At 56.4% G+C, this 19121-nt stretch carries 18 protein-coding genes and 1 riboswitch; of the genes, 7 read left to right on the top strand and 11 right to left on the bottom strand.

All coding sequences use genetic code 11. The features are described 5' to 3' along the window. A complete protein-coding gene (gene rpoC, locus ABIE02_RS22075) occupies nucleotides 1-4224 on the top strand; it encodes a DNA-directed RNA polymerase subunit beta' (protein ID WP_032615886.1) in 4224 nt (1407 codons plus the stop codon). A gap of 170 nt (nucleotides 4225-4394) precedes the next feature. Here the strand turns inward: rpoC and ABIE02_RS22070 are convergent, their stop codons facing one another. The 9 genes from ABIE02_RS22070 to rsd all read right to left on the bottom strand — a co-directional run bounded on the left by ABIE02_RS22070 (nucleotide 4395) and on the right by rsd (nucleotide 11414). Beyond that, the gene (locus ABIE02_RS22070) at nucleotides 4395-4712 is read right to left on the bottom strand and encodes a PTS lactose/cellobiose transporter subunit IIA (protein WP_032615888.1); all 318 of its coding nucleotides are present in this window, start codon (nucleotides 4710-4712) and stop codon (nucleotides 4395-4397) included. Nucleotides 4713-4715: 3 nt separating this feature from the next. Next, nucleotides 4716-5021, bottom strand: coding sequence for a PTS sugar transporter subunit IIB (locus ABIE02_RS22065; protein ID WP_032615891.1), 306 nt, complete (start codon nucleotides 5019-5021; stop codon nucleotides 4716-4718). A 291-nt stretch (nucleotides 5022-5312) separates the two neighbouring features. After that, complete coding sequence (gene thiH / locus ABIE02_RS22060; protein WP_117386914.1) at nucleotides 5313-6446, bottom strand: 2-iminoacetate synthase ThiH; 1134 nt, start codon at nucleotides 6444-6446, stop codon at nucleotides 5313-5315. Beyond that, nucleotides 6443-7213: a thiazole synthase gene (gene thiG / locus ABIE02_RS22055; protein ID WP_103793546.1), complete on the bottom strand. Its 771-nt coding sequence runs from the start codon at nucleotides 7211-7213 to the stop codon at nucleotides 6443-6445. Before thiG ends, thiH begins: the two co-directional genes overlap by 4 nt. A gap of 1 nt (nucleotide 7214) precedes the next feature. Further along, nucleotides 7215-7415 (bottom strand): sulfur carrier protein ThiS, encoded by a 201-nt coding sequence (gene thiS, locus ABIE02_RS22050; RefSeq protein ID WP_077227926.1) that lies wholly within the window; start codon nucleotides 7413-7415, stop codon nucleotides 7215-7217. Then, complete coding sequence (locus ABIE02_RS22045) at nucleotides 7399-8154, bottom strand: HesA/MoeB/ThiF family protein (protein WP_032615898.1); 756 nt, start codon at nucleotides 8152-8154, stop codon at nucleotides 7399-7401. The genes thiS and ABIE02_RS22045 overlap by 17 nt, the downstream gene beginning before the upstream one ends. Continuing rightward, nucleotides 8147-8782 (bottom strand): thiamine phosphate synthase, encoded by a 636-nt coding sequence (gene thiE, locus ABIE02_RS22040; RefSeq protein WP_059308966.1) that lies wholly within the window; start codon nucleotides 8780-8782, stop codon nucleotides 8147-8149. The genes ABIE02_RS22045 and thiE overlap by 8 nt, the downstream gene beginning before the upstream one ends. Continuing rightward, complete coding sequence (gene thiC, locus ABIE02_RS22035) at nucleotides 8782-10677, bottom strand: phosphomethylpyrimidine synthase ThiC (protein WP_059308965.1); 1896 nt, start codon at nucleotides 10675-10677, stop codon at nucleotides 8782-8784. The genes thiE and thiC overlap by 1 nt, the downstream gene beginning before the upstream one ends. A gap of 77 nt (nucleotides 10678-10754) precedes the next feature. Then, a riboswitch (TPP riboswitch) is annotated at nucleotides 10755-10863 on the bottom strand. A 53-nt stretch (nucleotides 10864-10916) separates the two neighbouring features. Then, nucleotides 10917-11414 carry a sigma D regulator gene (gene rsd, locus ABIE02_RS22030; RefSeq protein WP_280713649.1) on the bottom strand — a complete coding sequence of 166 codons (498 nt, stop codon included), beginning with the start codon at nucleotides 11412-11414 and terminating at the stop codon, nucleotides 10917-10919. A 95-nt stretch (nucleotides 11415-11509) separates the two neighbouring features. On the opposite strand from rsd, the gene nudC reads away from it, so the two are divergent. The 6 genes from nudC (at nucleotide 11510) to ABIE02_RS22000 (ending at nucleotide 15864) form a co-directional block, all read left to right on the top strand. Beyond that, a complete protein-coding gene (nudC, locus tag ABIE02_RS22025; protein ID WP_077227923.1) occupies nucleotides 11510-12283 on the top strand; it encodes an NAD(+) diphosphatase in 774 nt (257 codons plus the stop codon). Nucleotides 12284-12323: 40 nt separating this feature from the next. Further along, complete coding sequence (hemE, locus tag ABIE02_RS22020; RefSeq protein WP_077227922.1) at nucleotides 12324-13388, top strand: uroporphyrinogen decarboxylase; 1065 nt, start codon at nucleotides 12324-12326, stop codon at nucleotides 13386-13388. A 9-nt stretch (nucleotides 13389-13397) separates the two neighbouring features. After that, nucleotides 13398-14069 carry a deoxyribonuclease V gene (gene nfi, locus ABIE02_RS22015; RefSeq protein ID WP_032615910.1) on the top strand — a complete coding sequence of 224 codons (672 nt, stop codon included), beginning with the start codon at nucleotides 13398-13400 and terminating at the stop codon, nucleotides 14067-14069. Nucleotides 14070-14110: 41 nt separating this feature from the next. Next, on the top strand, nucleotides 14111-14701 hold the full coding sequence (locus ABIE02_RS22010; protein WP_032615911.1) for a YjaG family protein: 591 nt from the start codon (nucleotides 14111-14113) through the stop codon (nucleotides 14699-14701). Between the two features lie 186 nt (nucleotides 14702-14887). After that, complete coding sequence (gene hupA, locus ABIE02_RS22005) at nucleotides 14888-15160, top strand: nucleoid-associated protein HU-alpha (protein WP_032615913.1); 273 nt, start codon at nucleotides 14888-14890, stop codon at nucleotides 15158-15160. A gap of 11 nt (nucleotides 15161-15171) precedes the next feature. Further along, complete coding sequence (locus ABIE02_RS22000) at nucleotides 15172-15864, top strand: DUF1481 domain-containing protein (RefSeq protein WP_059308962.1); 693 nt, start codon at nucleotides 15172-15174, stop codon at nucleotides 15862-15864. An 83-nt stretch (nucleotides 15865-15947) separates the two neighbouring features. Here ABIE02_RS22000 and purD read toward each other — a convergent pair whose 3' ends face one another. Both purD and purH read right to left on the bottom strand, forming a co-directional pair. After that, a complete protein-coding gene (purD, locus tag ABIE02_RS21995; RefSeq protein ID WP_032615915.1) occupies nucleotides 15948-17240 on the bottom strand; it encodes a phosphoribosylamine--glycine ligase in 1293 nt (430 codons plus the stop codon). Between the two features lie 15 nt (nucleotides 17241-17255). After that, the gene (gene purH, locus ABIE02_RS21990; RefSeq protein ID WP_032615916.1) at nucleotides 17256-18845 is read right to left on the bottom strand and encodes a bifunctional phosphoribosylaminoimidazolecarboxamide formyltransferase/IMP cyclohydrolase; all 1590 of its coding nucleotides are present in this window, start codon (nucleotides 18843-18845) and stop codon (nucleotides 17256-17258) included. Nucleotides 18846-19121: the final 276 nt, after the last annotated feature.

Genomic DNA, 19121 nt, shown 5'->3' with positions numbered 1-19121 from the left:
GTGAAAGACTTATTAAAGTTTCTGAAAGCGCAAACTAAAACCGAAGAGTTTGATGCGATCAAAATTGCTCTGGCCTCGCCAGACATGATCCGTTCATGGTCTTTTGGTGAAGTTAAAAAGCCAGAAACCATCAACTACCGTACGTTCAAACCTGAGCGTGACGGCCTTTTCTGTGCGCGTATTTTCGGGCCAGTAAAAGATTACGAGTGCCTGTGCGGTAAGTACAAGCGCCTGAAACACCGTGGTGTGATCTGTGAGAAGTGCGGCGTTGAAGTGACCCAGACTAAAGTGCGTCGTGAGCGTATGGGCCACATCGAGCTGGCGTCTCCGACTGCCCACATCTGGTTCCTGAAATCTCTGCCGTCCCGTATCGGCCTGCTGCTGGATATGCCGCTGCGTGATATCGAACGTGTTCTGTACTTCGAATCTTATGTAGTTATCGAAGGCGGTATGACGAACCTGGAACGTAACCAGATTCTGACCGAAGAACAGTATCTGGACGCGCTGGAAGAGTTCGGTGACGAATTCGACGCGAAGATGGGTGCGGAAGCGATCCAGGCCCTGCTGAAGAGCATGGATCTGGAGCAGGAGTGCGAGCAGCTGCGTGAAGAGCTGAACGAAACCAACTCCGAAACCAAGCGTAAAAAGCTGACCAAGCGTATCAAACTGCTGGAAGCGTTCGTTCAGTCTGGTAACAAACCAGAGTGGATGATCCTGACCGTTCTGCCGGTTCTGCCGCCAGATCTGCGTCCGCTGGTTCCGCTGGATGGTGGTCGTTTCGCAACGTCTGACCTGAACGATTTGTATCGTCGCGTCATTAACCGTAACAACCGTCTGAAACGTCTGCTGGATCTGGCTGCGCCGGATATCATCGTACGCAACGAAAAACGTATGCTGCAGGAAGCGGTAGATGCCCTGCTGGATAACGGTCGTCGCGGTCGTGCGATCACCGGTTCTAACAAACGTCCTCTGAAATCTTTGGCCGACATGATCAAAGGTAAACAGGGTCGTTTCCGTCAGAACCTGCTCGGTAAGCGTGTTGACTACTCCGGTCGTTCTGTTATCACCGTAGGTCCATACCTGCGTCTGCATCAGTGCGGTCTGCCGAAGAAAATGGCACTGGAGCTGTTCAAACCGTTCATCTACGGCAAGCTGGAACTGCGTGGCCTGGCCACCACCATCAAAGCCGCTAAGAAAATGGTTGAGCGTGAAGAAGCTGTCGTTTGGGATATCCTTGACGAAGTTATCCGCGAACACCCGGTACTGCTGAACCGTGCACCAACCCTGCACCGTCTGGGTATCCAGGCATTTGAGCCAGTACTGATCGAAGGTAAAGCTATCCAGCTGCACCCGCTGGTTTGTGCGGCATATAACGCCGACTTCGATGGTGACCAGATGGCTGTTCACGTACCGCTGACGCTGGAAGCCCAGCTCGAAGCGCGTGCGCTGATGATGTCTACCAACAACATCCTGTCTCCAGCGAACGGTGAGCCAATCATTGTTCCTTCTCAGGACGTTGTACTGGGTCTGTACTACATGACCCGTGACTGTGTTAACGCCAAAGGCGAAGGCATGGTGCTGACTGGCCCGAAAGAAGCTGAGCGTATTTATCGCGCTGGCCTGGCCTCTCTGCATGCGCGTGTAAAAGTGCGTATCACCGAATATGAAAAAGCTGAAAACGGCGAACTCGTTGCGAAAACCAGCCTGATTGACACGACCATTGGCCGTGCGATTCTGTGGATGATCGTACCGAAAGGTCTGCCTTTCTCCATCGTCAACCAGGCGCTGGGTAAGAAAGCGATCTCCAAAATGCTGAACACCTGTTACCGCATTCTGGGTCTGAAGCCGACCGTTATCTTCGCTGACCAGACAATGTACACCGGCTTTGCTTATGCAGCGCGTTCAGGTGCATCTGTTGGTATCGATGACATGGTCATCCCAGAGAAGAAACACGAGATCATCTCTGAAGCGGAAGCTGAAGTTGCTGAGATCCAGGAGCAGTTCCAGTCTGGTCTGGTTACCGCGGGCGAACGCTATAACAAAGTTATCGATATCTGGGCAGCGGCGAACGATCGTGTATCCAAAGCGATGATGGACAACCTGCAAACCGAAACCGTGATTAACCGTGACGGCGTCGAAGAGCAGCAGGTTTCCTTCAACAGCATCTACATGATGGCCGACTCCGGTGCGCGTGGTTCTGCAGCACAGATTCGTCAGCTGGCAGGTATGCGTGGTCTGATGGCGAAGCCAGATGGCTCCATCATCGAAACGCCAATCACCGCGAACTTCCGTGAAGGTCTGAACGTACTCCAGTACTTCATCTCTACTCACGGTGCTCGTAAAGGTCTGGCGGATACCGCACTGAAAACCGCTAACTCCGGTTATCTGACGCGTCGTCTGGTAGACGTTGCGCAGGATCTGGTGGTTACCGAAGACGATTGTGGCACCCTCGAAGGTATCACCATGACCCCGGTTATCGAGGGTGGTGATGTTAAAGAGCCGCTGCGCGATCGCGTTCTGGGCCGTGTGACTGCTGAAGACGTTCTGAAGCCGGGTACCGCAGATATTCTGGTTCCACGTAATACACTGCTGCACGAGCACTGGTGTGATCTGCTGGAAGCGAACTCTGTTGACTCCGTGAAAGTACGTTCCGTCGTATCCTGTGACACCGACTTTGGTGTATGTGCGCACTGCTATGGTCGTGACCTGGCGCGTGGCCACATCATCAACAAAGGTGAAGCTATCGGCGTTATCGCGGCACAGTCCATCGGTGAGCCGGGTACACAGCTGACGATGCGTACGTTCCACATCGGTGGTGCGGCATCTCGTGCGGCTGCTGAATCCAGCATCCAGGTGAAAAACAAAGGTAGCATCAAGCTCTACAACGCGAAGTCGGTTGTTAACTCTTCCGGTAAGCTGGTTGTGACTTCACGTAACACCGAGCTGAAGCTGATCGACGAATTCGGTCGTACCAAAGAGAGCTATAAAGTGCCTTACGGTGCTGTTATGGCGAAAGGCGATGGCGAACAGGTTGCTGGCGGCGAAACCGTAGCGAACTGGGATCCGCACACCATGCCGGTAATCACCGAAGTGGCGGGCTTTATTCGCTTCACCGATATGATCGATGGCCAGACGATTACTCGTCAGACCGACGACCTGACCGGTCTCTCTTCCCTGGTGGTTCTGGATTCTGCAGAACGTACCGCGGGTGGTAAAGATCTGCGTCCAGCACTGAAAATCGTTGATGCTAACGGCAACGACGTTCTGATCCCAGGCACCGATATGCCGGCTCAGTACTTCCTGCCAGGTAAAGCGATTGTTCAGCTGGAAGATGGCGTACAGATTAGCTCTGGTGATACCCTGGCGCGTATTCCTCAGGAATCCGGCGGTACCAAGGATATTACCGGTGGTCTGCCACGCGTTGCGGACCTGTTCGAAGCACGTCGTCCGAAAGAGCCGGCAATCCTGGCTGAAATCAGCGGTATCATTTCCTTCGGTAAAGAGACCAAAGGGAAGCGCCGTCTGGTGATCACGCCGCTGGATGGCAGCGATCCGTACGAAGAGATGATTCCAAAATGGCGTCAGCTCAACGTGTTTGAAGGTGAACGTGTAGAACGTGGTGACGTTGTTTCCGACGGTCCAGAAGCACCGCACGACATTCTGCGTCTTCGTGGCGTCCACGCGGTAACGCGTTACATCACCAACGAAGTACAGGACGTTTACCGTCTGCAAGGCGTTAAGATCAACGATAAGCACATCGAAGTTATCGTTCGTCAGATGCTGCGTAAAGCCACCATCGTGAATGCCGGTAGCTCCGACTTCCTCGAAGGTGAGCAGGTTGAATACTCTCGCGTCAAGATTGCTAACCGCGATCTGGAAGCGAACGGCAAACTCAGTGCGACCTTCGCACGTGACCTGCTGGGTATCACCAAAGCGTCTCTGGCAACCGAGTCCTTCATCTCCGCGGCATCGTTCCAGGAGACCACTCGTGTGCTTACCGAAGCAGCCGTTGCGGGCAAACGCGACGAACTGCGCGGTCTGAAAGAGAACGTTATCGTGGGTCGTCTGATCCCGGCCGGTACCGGTTATGCGTACCACCAGGATCGTATGCGCCGTCGCGCAGCAGGTGAAATCCCTGCTGCACCACAGGTGACTGCTGAAGACGCATCTGCCAGCCTGGCAGAGCTGCTGAACGCAGGCCTGGGCGGTTCTGACAACGAGTAATCGTTACGTCAGCCCATAAAAAAACCCGCTTCGGCGGGTTTTTTTTTGCCTGATACGCTGTGGTTATCTGGCCTGCTATTCGGTGTTGCTGTTGCCCGGGGACGCTGCGTTTACCCGACCAGGAGTTTAAAGCTGTTACAGGCCCGGTAAGCGTAGCGCCACCGGGCGTATTAGTTCACCAGCGGCAAACGGCGATACAGCTCGATCATATCTCCCGCCAGATCCTGAATCACCATCGCATTCATGAGGTGATCCTGGGAGTGAACGGTAATCAGGTTGACCGGCAGCTTGCCGGTTCCTTCATCCATACCAATCAGCTTCGTCTGGATGGTATGCGCATGCTTAACGAATTCACGCGACTCTTCCATCGCCTTTTCCGCATCGGCAAAATCACCTTTACGCGCCATCTGCAACGCGGTTAATGCTGAACTGCGGGCTGCACCTGCATTCACCAGCAGCTCCATAATGATGGTTTCTAAATCTTCCATGACTTACTCCAGCAGCTTGAGGGCTTTTTCGAGGACGGCATCGCCTTTCATCATGCCGTAATCCATCATGTCGATAACCGCGACCTTTTTGCCCAGCGGCTCTGCCTGTGCCTGAAGATTGTTGAGTTCGTATTTGACCTGCGGGCCAAGCAACACAATGTCGGCTGCGGCAAGTTCATCTTTAAACTCAGCAACCGGGACGGCTTTGATGGTTACTTCGACCCCTTTTTTCTGCGCGGCGTCTTTCATGCGTTGAACCAGCATGCTGGTGGACATTCCCGCTGCACAGCATAAAACGATGTTCTTCATAGTCAGCCTCAATGTACATGTGTTTATTGATAATTATCCCGCGCGGCCCGCTTCGACAACCGCGTTACCGCGATTGTGTGTGAGTCATCACAAAGAAACCCGCTTTTTCTGAAACCGGTTACAACTGTTACAGTGCGGGGGAAGGCAGGGCGAAACGAGGAAGAAGCTTTCCGCCCTGGTCAGCATCCCTGCTGACGTAATGAGCATAAAAAATCCGGGCGAGAGCTGACAATCGCCCGTTAATGACGTTACGTAACGCCTCGTAAACATTTCATCGGCTTACAGGATTTTTCAACCCGGCTGCGAGGCACGTCCCAACCAGCTATCCCAGTCTTTCCACACTGGCTGCAATCCTTGTTGGCTAAGCGCCCCGGCAACCTCTTCCGGGCGACGGTTATCGTGCGGCGCAAACTGCTCCAGCTCGGGGTGATCATCGGCATAGCCGCCTGGCTGGGTTTTTGAAAAAGCACTGACGTTATTAATGGCCAGCGGAATAACGCGATCGCGAAATGCGGGGGATTCCCGGGTCGATAGCGATAGCTCCACTTCCGGTGCCAGCAGACGAAACGCGCAAATGGTCTGCACCAGCTGGCGTTCATCCATGATCGACGCCGGCGGGATGCCCCCGGCGCAGGGGCGCAGCCGTGGGAAGGAGATCGAGTACCGGCTCTGCCAGTAGTGTTGCTGCAGCCAGAGCAAATGTTCCGCCACCATAAAGTTGTCGACCCGCCAGTTGTTGGAAAGCCCGGTCAATGCTCCGAGGCCGATCTTATCGATCCCCGCGCGGCCCAGCCGATCTGGCGTTTCCAGCCGCCAGAAGAAGTCCTGCTTTTTACCTTTAAGATGGTGCCGGGCATACACCGCCTCGTGGTAGGTCTCCTGATAGACCAGCACGCCATCCAGCCCCAGCGTTTTAAGCTCGCCATACTCGGCCTCAGAAAGAGGCTGAACCTCCATTTGCAGCGAGGCGAACTGGCGACGAATGGCCGGGATATGGCGACGAAAATAGTCCATTCCCACTTTAGTCTGGTGTTCGCCAGTAACCAGCAGCAGGTGCTCAAAACCCATCTCGCGGATGGCAGCACACTCCCGGGCAATCTCATTTTCATCCAGCGTTTTGCGCTTGATGTGATTGCTCATGGAGAAACCGCAGTAGGTACAGTCGTTGGCGCACAGATTTGAGAGATAGAGCGGCACATAAAAGCTCACCGTGTTGCCAAAGCGCTGGCGGGTCAGGCGCTTCGCCCGCTGCGCCATCGGCTCCAGATAGCGGCTGGCGGCAGGGGAGAGCAGGGCCATCATATCCTCGCGCGTCGGCTGCCGGGCATTCAGGGCGCGCTCAACATCCGCAGGGGTTTTGCTGTTGATGCGCAGGCCAATATCGTCCCAGTCGAGCTGGCGCCAGCGATCGGTAAAAGTGTTCATGAGAAGGCCTCCAGAAATCCGGTTAACGGACTGGTGGCCTGGGCTTCAACGCTTCGCGAACCGGGGCCAGACTGACGGGCCAGCACACCGGCTTCCACCGCCAGGCGGAAGGCTCGCGCCATAGTGACCGGATCGTCAGCGACAGCAATGGCGGTGTTGACCAGGACGGCATCGGCGCCCATCTCCAGCGCCTGTGCGGCATGGCTGGGCACGCCGATCCCGGCATCCACTACCACCGGTACGGTCGCCTGCTGAATGATGATTTCCAGCATTGCGCGGGTTTCCAGACCCTGATTGGAGCCTATCGGCGCGCCGAGCGGCATCACCGCCGCGCAACCCACCTCTTCAAGGCGTTTGCACAGCACCGGATCGGCACCGCAGTAGGGCAGCACCGTGAACCCCTCTTTGACCAGCATCTCTGCCGCTTTCAGCGTCTCGATGGGATCGGGCAACAGCCAGCGGGCATCGGGATGGATCTCGAGCTTCAGCCAGCGGGTCCCCAGCGCCTCGCGCGCCAGCCGGGCGGCGAACACCGCTTCCTCCGCGGTTTTGGCCCCGGAGGTATTGGGCAACAGGCTCACACCCGCTTCCAGCAACGGCGCCAGAATGGCGTCATTGTGATTACGCAGATCGACCCGTTTCATTGCCAGGGTCACCAGCTGGCTGCCACTCTCACGAATCGCCTCCACCATTAGCTGCGGCGAAGCGAACTTCCCGGTGCCGGTAAATAGATGCGAATCAAAGGTTTTATCAGCAATACGTAACATCTCAGCCTCCGGCAATCACCTGAAAGAGCAGGATCTGATCGCCTTCGCGGACCTGCTGTTGATCCCACTGCTCACGCGGCAGGATCTGTTGATTCAGGGCCAGCGCGACCCCGGGTTTTAACTGGCGCAGCTGGTGGAGCAGGGTGGCGACGGTTAAGTCATCCCCGCACTGCATCGGTTCGTCGTTAAACAGGATCCGCATGCTGCCCTCCACACACCTGACAGCCGCTGGCACGCTGTAAAGCCAGTTGCCGCCAGCTCCCTGTCCGGGCATCGAACAGGCGCAGCGTATTGCGCGTTGTCTCGATGCCGCTGAGCAGTTTGATCGCCTCCAGCGCCTGCAAGGTGCCCATCACGCCAACCACCGGCCCGACGATCCCTGCGGTGCGGCAGTTGCGTTGCGGCTCGTCATCCTCCGGCCACACGCAGCGGTAGCAGCCCTGCGTCCAGGGCGGCGTCAACACCATCATCTGCCCGCCAAAGCCCACGGCGCTGGCGGTGATGAGCGGGGTATTGAGCAGCACGCAAGCGGCGTTAATTGCCTGACGGGTGGCCATATTATCGGTGCAGTCCAGCACCACATCGGCGCGAGCGATCTCCTCCTGCAACGCATTGCCTTCCAGTCGCGTCTGTAGGGCAATCAGCCGGATATCCGGGTTGAGTTGCTGCAGCCGACGCTGCGTCACGTGCGCCTTTGGCTGGGCGACGTCATCGGTGGTAAACAGGATCTGGCGCTGCAAATTACTCAGATGAACGTCGTCATCGTCGGCCAGCACCAGGGTGCCGATCCCGGCTCCGGCCAGGTACAGTGCCGCCGGGGCGCCTAACCCGCCGAGGCCCACCAGCAGGACCCGGCTGGCGAGCAGCTTTTGCTGCCCCTCAATGGCGATATCCTCCAACAGGATCTGGCGGCTGTAGCGCATAAAGTCACGGTCATTCATCGCCCACCCCCGCCAGTTGCAGTAGCTGTGCCGTTGCCGCCTGCCAGTCATTGGCCTGAGTGATGGCGCTGACCACCGCAATACTTCCTACCCCGGTTGCCAGTACCGCCGGGGCGCGTTCCAGGCTGATGCCGCCGATGGCGACGGTGGGATAATCCGCAAGGCGTTCAATATGGCTGGCTAACTGCTCCAGCCCTTGCGGGGCTGAAGGCATCTGTTTGGTCTGGGTCGGGAATACATGCCCGAGGGCGATGTAGGATGGGCGCGCCGCCAGCGCCACGTCGATCTCCATGTTGTCATGGGTCGAGACGCCGAGGCGCAAACCGGCGGCACGAATAAGCTCCAGTTCGGTGCTTTCCAGATCCTCCTGACCCAGATGCACGCCGTAAGCCTGATGCTTAATCGCCAGTCGCCAGTAGTCATTGATGAACAGGCGGGCATCGTAGCGACGCCCCAGGGCAACGGCCGCAATAATATCGGCTTCGACCTCGTCATCCTGTTTATCCTTGATACGCAGCTGGATTGTCTTTACGCCGACCGCAAGCAGACGTTCGATCCACGCCACGCTGTCGACCACCGGGTACAGCCCCAGGCGAAAGGGTACGGGTGGGAAATCAGGCTGGTACATTACGCCTCCTCTTTTTTGAGGTAGATTTCGCCGCCTTTGGCGCGGAAGCTTTGCGACATGTCCGCCATCCCTACTTCAATGGACTGCGCCGCAGCATAATCACGTACCTCCTGGCTGATTTTCATCGAGCAGAATTTTGGCCCGCACATGGAGCAGAAGTGCGCCACTTTGCCGGACTCCTGCGGCAGGGTTTCGTCGTGATAGGCGCGGGCGGTGAAGGGGTCGAGGGCGAGGTTGAACTGATCTTCCCAGCGGAATTCGAAGCGCGCTTTCGACATGGCGTTATCACGGATCTGCGCGCCCGGGTGGCCTTTCGCCAGGTCTGCGGCATGAGCGGCAATCTTGTAGGTGATCAGCCCCTGCTTCACATCCTCTTTGTTCGGCAGGCCGAGGTGCTCTTTCGGTGTGACGTAGCAGAGCATGGCGCAGCCGAACCAGCCGATCATCGCCGCGCCAATCCCGGAGGTGAAGTGGTCGTAACCCGGTGCGATATCGGTGGTTAGTGGCCCCAGGGTATAGAAGGGTGCCTCGTGACAGTGCTCCAGCTCCTCGGTCATGTTGCGACGGATCATCTGCATCGGCACGTGACCCGGGCCTTCAATCATCACCTGCACGTCATACTCCCAGGCGATTTTGGTCAGCTCGCCCAGGGTGTGTAGCTCGGCAAACTGCGCTTCGTCGTTGGCATCGCGAATGGAACCGGGACGCAGGCCATCGCCCAGCGACAGGGAAACATCGTACGCGGCGCAGATTTCGCAGATCTCGCGGAAGTGTTCATACAGGAAGTTCTCCTGATGATGGGACAGGCACCATTTTGCCATGATCGAGCCGCCGCGGGAGACGATGCCGGTCAGACGTTTAGCGGTCATCGGCACGTAACGCAGCAGCACGCCCGCATGGATGGTGAAGTAGTCAACGCCTTGCTCGGCCTGCTCCAGCAGGGTGTCGCGGAACGCTTCCCAGGTGAGATCTTCAGCGATGCCGTTAACCTTCTCCAGCGCCTGGTAGATGGGCACCGTACCAATCGGCACCGGGCTGTTACGCAGGATCCACTCGCGGGTTTCGTGGATATAGCGGCCGGTGGAGAGGTCCATCACCGTATCCGCGCCCCAACGGGTGGACCAGACCAGCTTCTCTACCTCTTCCTCAATGGAGGAGGTCACCGCCGAGTTACCGATATTGGCGTTCACTTTCACCAGGAAGTTACGTCCGATGATCATCGGCTCTGATTCCGGGTGGTTAATGTTGGCGGGGATAATGGCGCGGCCAGCGGCCACTTCGTCACGCACAAATTCCGGGGTGATGTTCTCCGGCAGGCGGGCGCCAAAGCCTTCGCCCGGGTGCTGGTGGCGCAGCACTTCGCCACGAATACGCTCGCGGCCCATGTTTTCGCGAATGGCGATAAATTCCATCTCCGGCGTTACGATCCCTTTGCGGGCGTAGTGCAGCTGGGTTACGCATTTGCCCGCTCTGGCCCGCTTCGGTGTCAGCAGGCCGGTGAAACGCAGATCGTCCAGACCGTCGTCGGCCAGGCGCTCGCGGGTGTAAGCCGAGCTTTGCTCGTTCAGGGCTTCGCTGTCGTCACGGGCTTCGATCCACGGCTGGCGGAGCTTCGCCAGACCCTGCTGGACGTTAATGGCGATCGCCGGATCGCCGTACGGGCCGGAGGTATCATAGACCGGTACGGCTTCGTTCTCTTCAAACTGCGGGTTCTCTTTGCTGCCGCCGATTAACGTCGGGCTGAGCTGGATCTCACGCATCGGCACGCGAATATCCTCCTGCGAACCTGTCAGATAGATGCGTTTCGAGTTAGGGAAAGCAGTGCCTTCGAGAGTGTCGATAAAGTGTTGGGCGTGTGCGCGCTGTTCGCGGCGGGTCATTTTAGTGGCAGACATAGCTCGTTCCAGTAAGTTCAGGAAGTGGCTTGTCAGACGACGGATGAAGCAAGAGGAGATCGCCCGTTGGGCGATGCAATAAATTGACTCTTGTTCCCTTCGCAGGTCTTAACCTGATCAGGTTCCGCGGATCCCGAATTAACGGTCTCAGCCCGGCTTTCGCACTGGGCACTCCGACAAGAATTTGCTCCCCTACAGCGGGAGCGGTGAATGTAAATTACGCGTTAACGAGAAATAACTCAAGCCGGTCGGGCGACGTTATCTTCGTTGCTCGCTTTCAGATTGTGATCCAGCGCAAGGGCGATCAGGCTGTCTTCCAGCGTAAAGCGTTGCTCCAGCGCCTCGCCGATATCGGAAAGCGCCTGCTGGAACTCCAGATAGTTATCCTGATCGATGGCGTTCTCCAGCGTGGAGTCATAGTAGTCCATGATTTGCTGAGTATTGGCTTCCAGCAGGGGGTAGAGCCGGGTGGCAGCTAACTGCGGACTGTTACCTTCCAGGTCACGGATAATGCGCTCATAAATATTGAAATGCCCGTTAGAAAGGTAATCAACAAGGCTCTGACAAAAATCGTCCAGCGCTTTTTCGTTCAGGCGCATATATGATTCTTTGCCAGGCTTAATGCCAACGAGATTGTAGTAGGCAACAAGCAGATGTTTACGCACGTGCAGCCAGCGATCGACCAGTTTGTTACATCCGCCAACGCGCTCTGTCAGGTTTTCTAGCTGGTTTAGCATGTTTGACTCCGCAAGGTTAAGATTAAAAGCTGCCCACCCAAAATGTAATAGTATTGTTACCAACATGCCTGTGAAGCAAAGGTAGTGCAATAGATATGGATCGTATAATTGAAAAATCGGATCGCGGCTGGTGGTTAGTCAGCCATGAACAAAAATTATGGTTGCCCGGTGGTGAATTACCATATGGCGAGGCCGGAAATTTCGATCTTGCGGGGCAACACGCACTAAATATTGGTGAGTGGAAGGGCGATTCTGTGTGGTTGATCCAACAAAATCGTCGTCACGATATGGGATCGGTGCGCCAGGTGCTCGATCTCGATGTCGGCTTGTTCCAGCTGGCGGGTCGGGCTGTGCAGTTGGCCGAGTTTTATCGTTCGCATAAATTCTGCGGCTACTGTGGCCATACCATGCACCCCAGCAAAACCGAGTGGGCGATGCTCTGCAGCCACTGCCGGGAACGCTATTACCCGCAAATCGCGCCGTGCATTATTGTCGCTATCCGCCGGGATGATTCCATCTTACTGGCGCAACATACCCGCCATCGCAACGGGGTGCATACCGTTCTGGCCGGGTTTGTCGAAGTGGGCGAAACCCTGGAACAGGCTGTCGCGCGCGAAGTGATGGAGGAGAGCGGCATTAAGGTGAAGAATCTACGCTATGTCACCTCCCAGCCGTGGCCGTTCCCGCAATCGCTGATGACCGCCTTTATGGCCGAGTACGACAGCGGCGAGATCGTCATCGATCCGAAAGAGCTGCTGGCAGCCGACTGGTATCGCTATGACAACTTACCGCTCCTTCCCCCGGCAGGTACCGTAGCGCGCCGCCTGATAGAAGATACCGTGGCAATGTGTCGGGCTGACGATGTGTGACATGTTACACTGGGGATAAGACGCTTAAGGAACTGCAAAAATGACCGAACTGAAGAACGATCGTTATCTGCGTGCGCTGCTGCGCCAACCCGTTGATATCACCCCGGTATGGATGATGCGTCAGGCGGGCCGCTATTTGCCGGAATACAAAGCCACGCGCGCACAGGCGGGCGATTTTATGTCGCTGTGCAAAAATGCGGAGCTGGCCTGTGAAGTGACGCTCCAGCCGCTGCGCCGCTATCCGCTGGACGCGGCGATCCTCTTCTCCGACATCCTGACTATCCCGGACGCCATGGGGCTGGGTCTGTACTTTGAAACCGGCGAAGGCCCGCGCTTTAGCTCGCCGATTAAGAGCAAAGCGGACATCGACAACCTGCCGATCCCGGACCCGGAACAAGAGCTGGGTTATGTGATGAATGCGGTGCGCACCATTCGCCGCGAGCTGAAAGGCGAAGTGCCGCTGATCGGTTTCTCCGGCAGTCCGTGGACGCTGGCGACCTACATGGTTGAAGGCGGCAGCAGCAAAGCCTTCACCGTGATCAAGAAGATGATGTATGCCGATCCGTTGGCGCTGCACGCCCTGTTGGATAAGCTGGCGAAAAGCGTCACCCTGTACCTGAACGCGCAGATCAAAGCGGGCGCACAGTCGGTGATGATCTTTGATACCTGGGGTGGGGTGCTGACGGGCCGCGACTATCAGCAGTTCTCGCTCTATTACATGCATAAAATCGTCGATGGCCTGCTGCGTGAAAACGAAGGCCGCCGCGTGCCGGTGACCCTGTTTACCAAAGGCGGCGGTCAGTGGCTCGAAGCCCTGGCTGCAACCGGCTGTGATGCGCTGGGCCTCGACTGGACCACCGATATTGCCGATGCGCGCCGTCGCGTGGGAGACAAAGTCGCCCTGCAGGGCAACATGGATCCGTCTATGCTGTATGCTCCGGCCGCCCGTATTGAAGAAGAAGTCGCGACCATTCTGGCGGGCTTCGGTCAGGGCGAAGGCCATGTGTTTAATCTGGGGCACGGTATTCATCAGGATGTTCCGCCAGAACATGCAGGCGTGTTTGTGGAGGCGGTGCACCGACTTTCTGCCCAGTATCACCTGTAAGGAGTCGTTATGGATCTTGCGTCACTTCGCGCTCAACAACTTAAACTCGCTGCGTCGGTATCCCGTGAAGACCGGCTGGATAAAGACCCACCCGCGCTGATTGCCGGGGCGGATGTCGGGTTTGAGCAGGGCGGAGAGGTAACGCGGGCGGCGATAGTGTTGCTTACCTGGCCCGAACTGGAGTTGGTCGAGTATCAGGTAGCGCGTATCGCCACCACCATGCCTTACATCCCCGGCTTCCTCTCTTTTCGTGAATATCCCGCGCTGCTGGCCGCGTGGGATCAGCTTTCGCAAAGACCCGACCTGTTGTTCGTAGATGGCCATGGGATCTCCCATCCGCGCCGTCTCGGCGTCGCCAGCCATTTTGGCCTGCTGGTGGATGTCCCGACCATCGGGGTAGCGAAAAAGCGTCTCTGCGGTAAGTTTGAACCTCTGTCGGCTGAACCCGGCGCGCTGGCGCCATTGATGGACAAAGGCGAACAGCTGGCGTGGGTCTGGCGCAGCAAAGCGCGCTGTAATCCCCTGTTCATCGCCACCGGCCATCGCGTCAGTACCGACACCGCGCTCGCGTGGGTGCAGCGTTGCATGAGAGGCTATCGACTACCGGAGCCGACCCGCTGGGCCGATGCGGTGGCGTCCGGGCGTCCCGCTTTTGTTCGTTGGCAGGAAATTCAGCGCTGATTCAGGTAAACTGCGGCTAATTTTCGATTCGAGACTTCATCATGTTACAAAACCCGATTCACCTGCGCCTCGAGAAGCTGGAAAGCTGGCAGCATGTCACTTTTATGGCCTGTCTGTGCGAACGCATGTACCCGAACTATGCCATGTTCTGCAAGCAGACTGAATTTGGGGATGGCCAGCTTTATCGCCGTATTCTCGATCTGGTGTGGGAGACGCTGACGGTCAAAGATGCGAAGGTGAACTTCGATTCTCAGCTCGATAAGCTGGAAGAGGCGATCCCCGTAGCCGACGACTATGATGTCTATGGCGTCTATCCGGCAATTGATGCCTGTGTGGCTTTAAGTGAATTGATTCACTCGCGCCTGAGTGGCGAAACGCTGGAACATGCCATCGAAGTCAGTAAGGCCTCAATTACGTCAGTGGCGATGCTGGAGATGACCCAGGCGGGTCGTGAAATGACCGATGAAGAGCTGCGTTTAAACCCGGCTGTTGAGCAGGAATGGGACATTCAGTGGGAAATATTCCGTTTACTGGCAGAGTGCGAAGAACGCGATATCGAGCTGATTAAAGGCCTGCGTGCAGACTTGCGTGAGGCAGGCGAGAGTAACATTGGTATAAATCTTCACCAGTGAAACAATAAAACGTGATTTTACGCCTGTTTTGTCATACCTGTACTCTTCCCTTCTGCCCCCCGTCTGGTCTACATTTGGGGGGCGAAAATAAGTGGCTATCGGTGCGTGTATGCAGGAGAGTGCTTTTTTGGCATTTTCGTCGCACTCGATGCTTAGCAAGCGATAAACACATTGAAAGGATAACTTATGAACAAGACTCAACTGATTGATGTAATTGCGGACAAAGCTGACCTGTCTAAAGTACAGGCTAAAGCTGCTCTGGAATCCACCCTGGCTGCAATTACTGAGTCTCTGAAAGAAGGCGACGCTGTACAACTGGTAGGTTTCGGTACCTTCAAAGTGAACCACCGCGCTGAGCGTACTGGCCGCAACCCGCAGACCGGTAACGAAATCAAAATCGCTGCAGCTAACGTGCCAGCATTTGTTTCTGGCAAAGCACTGAAAGACGCAGTTAAGTAAGCCGCGTAGCAGTGAACAGTTTTATCGAGGGGGCGGTTTCGCCCCTTTTGTCTGTCTGGCGCCAGACAATGGCACTGGCAGGCATACTTTTGCTGTCTGCGTGCAGCCATGACTCCTCTCTCCCGCCTTTTACCGCCAGCGGTTACGCTGACAATCAGGGCGCAGTGCGTATCTGGCGTAAAGACACAGACGATGAAGTGCATCTGCTCTCCGCCTTTAGTCCCTGGCATAGCGGCAGTACCACCACCAGTGAATATCGCTGGCAGGGTGATACGCTGGCCTTTATCGACGTGAATATCTACAGCAAAGTGCCCGAGCATGTGCGGGTGCGTTTTGACGACCACGGTGAGCTGAGCTTTATGCAGCGCGACATCGGGGGTCTTAAGCAGCAACTCTCTACCGATCAAATTGACCTCTACCGCTACCGCGCCGAGCAGGTTCGTCAGACCAGCGATGCGTTGCGACAGGGACGCGTGGTGCTGCATCAAGGGCGCTGGCACGCCGATGGCACCGTGACCACGTGCGAAGGCCAGACTCTGAAACCGGATCTTGATAGTTGGGCGACGGAACATATCGGACGCCGTCAGAGCCATTCATCTATGGAAGTGAGCGTTGCGTGGCTGGTTGCGCCGGAAGGATCACAGCTGCTGCTGGTGGCTAACGAAGATTTCTGTACCTGGCAGCCGACAGAGAAGAGTTTTTAAGTCCTGCAGATTAAGCCGGATGGCACTGATGCTTATCCGGCCTGGTCAAGAATCCCTCTCCCCTGAGGGAGAGGGTGAAGGGATTACTCCCCTTGCTCCCGCGCAATCGCACGATATCCAATATCGTTACGGCTGAAGCTACCGTTCCAGTGAATATCCGCCATCAGGGCATAGGCGCGCTGCTGCGCTTGTGCAACGGTATGGCCCAGTGCGGTAGCGCACAGGACGCGACCACCGTTGGTCAGCACACGATCGTCATCAGACAGCGTTGTGCCGGCATGGAACACCTTCGCATCTTCCACCTGTTCCAGCGGCAGACCGTGGATCTCGTCCCCGGTGCTGTAGTTGCCCGGATAACCGCCCGCCGCAATCACTACGCCCAGCGAAGCACGCTCGTCCCACTCGGAGGTTTTCTTGTCCAGCTTGCCTTCGCAGGCCGCCAGGCAGAGATCCACCAGATCGGATTTCATGCGCAGCATGATCGGCTGCGTTTCGGGATCGCCAAAGCGACAGTTGAACTCGATAACCTTCGGGTTGCCCTGCTTGTCGATCATCAGGCCCGCATAGAGGAAACCGGTATAGGTATTGCCTTCCGCTGCCATGCCTTTTACGGTTGGCCAGATGATGCGGTCCATGGTGCGCTGATGTACTTCATCAGTCACCACCGGCGCAGGGGAGTACGCACCCATTCCACCGGTGTTTGGGCCGGTATCAGCATCGCCAACGCGTTTATGATCCTGGCTGGTGGCCATCGGCAGCACATGCTCGCCGTCGACCATCACGATAAAGCTCGCCTCTTCACCGTCAAGGAACTCCTCGATCACGATACGGTGGCCCGCGTCGCCAAAGGCGTTACCCGCCAACATATCCTGAACAGCGGCTTCTGCCTCTTCGAGGGTCATCGCCACGATCACACCTTTACCGGCAGCCAGGCCGTCGGCTTTAATCACAATAGGCGCGCCTTTTTCACGTAAGTAAGCCAGGGCTGGCTCTACCTCGGTGAAGTTCTGATACTCCGCGGTCGGGATGTTATGACGCGCGAGGAAATCTTTGGTAAAGGCTTTTGAGCCTTCCAGCTGGGCGGCGCCTTCGGTTGGGCCGAAGATGGTCAGGCCCGCCGCGCGAAACGCATCCACCACGCCAATCACCAGTGGCGCTTCCGGGCCTACGATGGTCAGGTCGATCTTCTCGTTCTGGGCAAAGCTCAGTAGCGCCGGGATATCGGTCACACCGATAGCGACGTTCTGCAGGGTGGGTTCCAGCGCAGTGCCGGCGTTACCGGGTGCAACAAAGACGGTTTTCACTTGCGGAGACTGCGCCGCTTTCCACGCCAGGGCGTGCTCACGCCCGCCGTTACCAATCACTAATACTTTCATTCTCTGCTCCGGGAATTAATGGCGGAAATGACGCATGTCGGTGAAGATCATCGCAATGCCGTGTTCGTCGGCAGCGGCAATGACTTCGTCATCACGGATAGACCCGCCAGGCTGGATCACGCAGGTGATGCCTACAGCCGCCGCCGCATCGATGCCGTCACGGAACGGGAAGAAGGCGTCAGAGGCCATGGCGGAGCCTTTTACTTCCAGACCTTCGTCACCTGCCTTGATACCGGCAATTTTCGCAGAGTACACGCGGCTCATCTGGCCTGCGCCTATCCCGATAGTCATGTTCTCTTTCGCGTAAACGATGGCGTTGGATTTAACAAACTTCGCCACTTTCCAGCAGAACAATGCATCACGCAGTTCCTGTTCGGTTGGCTGACGTTTGCTGACCACGCGCAGGTCGGCTTCTGTCACCATACCCAGATCGCGATCCTGAACCAGCAGACCACCGTTGACACGTTTGAAGTCCAGGCCCGGAACACGCTCTGCCCACTGGCCGCAGGTCAGCACGCGAACGTTCTGTTTCGCCGCGGTGATTTTCAGAGCCTCTTCGGTAGCAGACGGGGCGATGATCACTTCAACAAACTGACGGGAGATGATCGCCTGAGCGGTTTCAGCATCCAGTTCGCGGTTGAAGGCAATAATGCCGCCGAACGCAGAGGTAGGGTCGGTTTTATACGCGCGATCGTAGGCATCCAGGATAGAGGTGCTTACCGCCACACCGCATGGGTTCGCGTGCTTGACGATCACGCAGGCTGGTTCGCTGAACTCCTTCACGCACTCCAGCGCCGCGTCGGTATCAGCGATGTTGTTATAGGAGAGCGCTTTGCCCTGAACCTGCTGTGCGGTAGCAACGGAGGCTTCTTTTACATCTTCTTCTATATAGAAGGCTGCCTGCTGGTGGCTGTTCTCACCGTAACGCATATCCTGCTTCTTAATGAAGTTCAGGTTTAAGGTGCGAGAGAAGCGACCGGAAGGGTCTTTGCTTTCGCCGTGATAGGCAGGTACCAAGCTACCGAAGTAGTTGGCGATCATGCTGTCGTAGGCGGCGGTATGTTCGAACGCTTTAATGGCAAGGTCAAAACGGGTGTCGAGATTCAGGGAGCCTTCGTTAGCGTCCATCTCTTTAATAATGGCGTCGTAGTCGCTGCTCTTTACTACGATGGCGACATCTTTATGGTTCTTGGCAGCGGAGCGCACCATGGTCGGACCGCCGATATCGATATTCTCTACGGCGTCTTCCAGCGAGCAGCCTTCACGAGCAACGGTCTGGGCGAACGGATAGAGGTTAACGACAACCATGTCGATCGGCGCGATCCCATGCTGATCCATAATGCCGTCGTCCTGACCGCGACGACCCAGAATGCCGCCGTGAACTTTTGGGTGCAGGGTTTTGACGCGTCCATCCATCATTTCCGGGAAACCGGTGTAATCGGACACTTCGGTTACCGGCAGGCCTTTATCTGCTAACAGGCGAGCAGTACCGCCAGTGGACAGCAGCTCCACACCACGTGCAGAAAGTGCCTGAGCGAATTCGACGATACCGGCTTTATCAGAAACACTGAGCAGAGCGCGGCGGACTGGACGACGTTGTTGCATGGTAAATCCCCTGGATTTGACGATTACAGAGAGCGTTAGGTGAATTTTCTACATAAAAACTCAACTAACACACCTGGCAGGGCCTCTTTATTTAGCGCGAGCATTTTAACGAAAACGTTTGCGCAACGCTCGCACATTTTCACTTTTTCGTCGGGTTGTGGATAAGTCTGTTAATAATCAGGTATAAGGCGGGGTTTTGCTGGGGAATGCAGCAGTCAGTCATTTTTCTGTCATTTAAGGGTTGCGGCCTGAAGAGAACTCCCTATAATGCGCCTC

The organism is Leclercia sp. 1548, from assembly GCF_050435045.1.
In the GTDB taxonomy this organism is placed as follows: Bacteria; Pseudomonadota; Gammaproteobacteria; order Enterobacterales; family Enterobacteriaceae; genus Enterobacter; species Enterobacter adecarboxylatus.
Note: the sequence above shows the minus strand (reverse complement) of the source record. Positions and strands in the feature narration are given on the sequence as shown.

Bases quoted from the DNA above. Each gene is read 5' to 3' on its own strand.
- ABIE02_RS22070 (WP_032615888.1), bottom strand. From the start codon at position 4,712: ATGGAAGATTTAGAAACCATCATTATGGAGCTGCTGGTGAATGCAGGT.
- ABIE02_RS22065 (WP_032615891.1), bottom strand. From the start codon at position 5,021: ATGAAGAACATCGTTTTATGCTGTGCAGCGGGAATGTCCACCAGCATG.
- thiH (WP_117386914.1), bottom strand. From the start codon at position 6,446: ATGAACACTTTTACCGATCGCTGGCGCCAGCTCGACTGGGACGATATT.
- thiG (WP_103793546.1), bottom strand. From the start codon at position 7,213: ATGTTACGTATTGCTGATAAAACCTTTGATTCGCATCTATTTACCGGC.
- thiS (WP_077227926.1), bottom strand. From the start codon at position 7,415: ATGCGGATCCTGTTTAACGACGAACCGATGCAGTGCGGGGATGACTTA.
- ABIE02_RS22045 (WP_032615898.1), bottom strand. From the start codon at position 8,154: ATGAATGACCGTGACTTTATGCGCTACAGCCGCCAGATCCTGTTGGAG.
- thiE (WP_059308966.1), bottom strand. From the start codon at position 8,782: ATGTACCAGCCTGATTTCCCACCCGTACCCTTTCGCCTGGGGCTGTAC.
- thiC (WP_059308965.1), bottom strand. From the start codon at position 10,677: ATGTCTGCCACTAAAATGACCCGCCGCGAACAGCGCGCACACGCCCAA.
- rsd (WP_280713649.1), bottom strand. From the start codon at position 11,414: ATGCTAAACCAGCTAGAAAACCTGACAGAGCGCGTTGGCGGATGTAAC.
- nudC (WP_077227923.1), top strand. From the start codon at position 11,510: ATGGATCGTATAATTGAAAAATCGGATCGCGGCTGGTGGTTAGTCAGC.
- hemE (WP_077227922.1), top strand. From the start codon at position 12,324: ATGACCGAACTGAAGAACGATCGTTATCTGCGTGCGCTGCTGCGCCAA.
- nfi (WP_032615910.1), top strand. From the start codon at position 13,398: ATGGATCTTGCGTCACTTCGCGCTCAACAACTTAAACTCGCTGCGTCG.
- ABIE02_RS22010 (WP_032615911.1), top strand. From the start codon at position 14,111: ATGTTACAAAACCCGATTCACCTGCGCCTCGAGAAGCTGGAAAGCTGG.
- hupA (WP_032615913.1), top strand. From the start codon at position 14,888: ATGAACAAGACTCAACTGATTGATGTAATTGCGGACAAAGCTGACCTG.
- purD (WP_032615915.1), bottom strand. From the start codon at position 17,240: ATGAAAGTATTAGTGATTGGTAACGGCGGGCGTGAGCACGCCCTGGCG.
- purH (WP_032615916.1), bottom strand. From the start codon at position 18,845: ATGCAACAACGTCGTCCAGTCCGCCGCGCTCTGCTCAGTGTTTCTGAT.